The following is a 252-nucleotide window of genomic DNA, read 5'->3' as shown; positions in this document are numbered from 1 at the left end:
ACGATCCGACTTTGTGTCTGTGCATAGGATAGTGGCACGCCATTTTGAGTGTGCTCTGTTTTCACACCTGGTGAGGCAGGCACATAGGAATTCTCTCCACATCTGGCTGAGAAGAAACTCAGACTGAGTGGCTTGCCTGTGGTGTACACTGAAAAGCAGCACCCTGGGATTAGCTGTCTCCACAGGCCATTCACTTGCTTTAGGTTTGTTTTTTTGTTTATTTTTTCCCCTAAAAAGATAGGGTCTAATCAG

Annotated in this window: 1 protein-coding gene; it reads right to left on the bottom strand. The window is 46.0% G+C overall.

Features of this window, described 5'->3' with window-relative positions; translation table 11 throughout:
- A partial coding sequence (locus tag I5349_RS13910) for a hypothetical protein (RefSeq protein ID WP_226391377.1) occupies positions 1–194 on the bottom strand: 194 nt, incomplete at its 3' end.
- Positions 195–252 lie beyond the last annotated feature (58 nt).

It is taken from the genome of Penaeicola halotolerans, assembly GCF_016464625.1.
GTDB classification, from domain to species: domain Bacteria; phylum Bacteroidota; class Bacteroidia; order Cytophagales; family Cyclobacteriaceae; genus Penaeicola; species Penaeicola halotolerans.
Note: the sequence above shows the minus strand (reverse complement) of the source record. Positions and strands in the feature narration are given on the sequence as shown.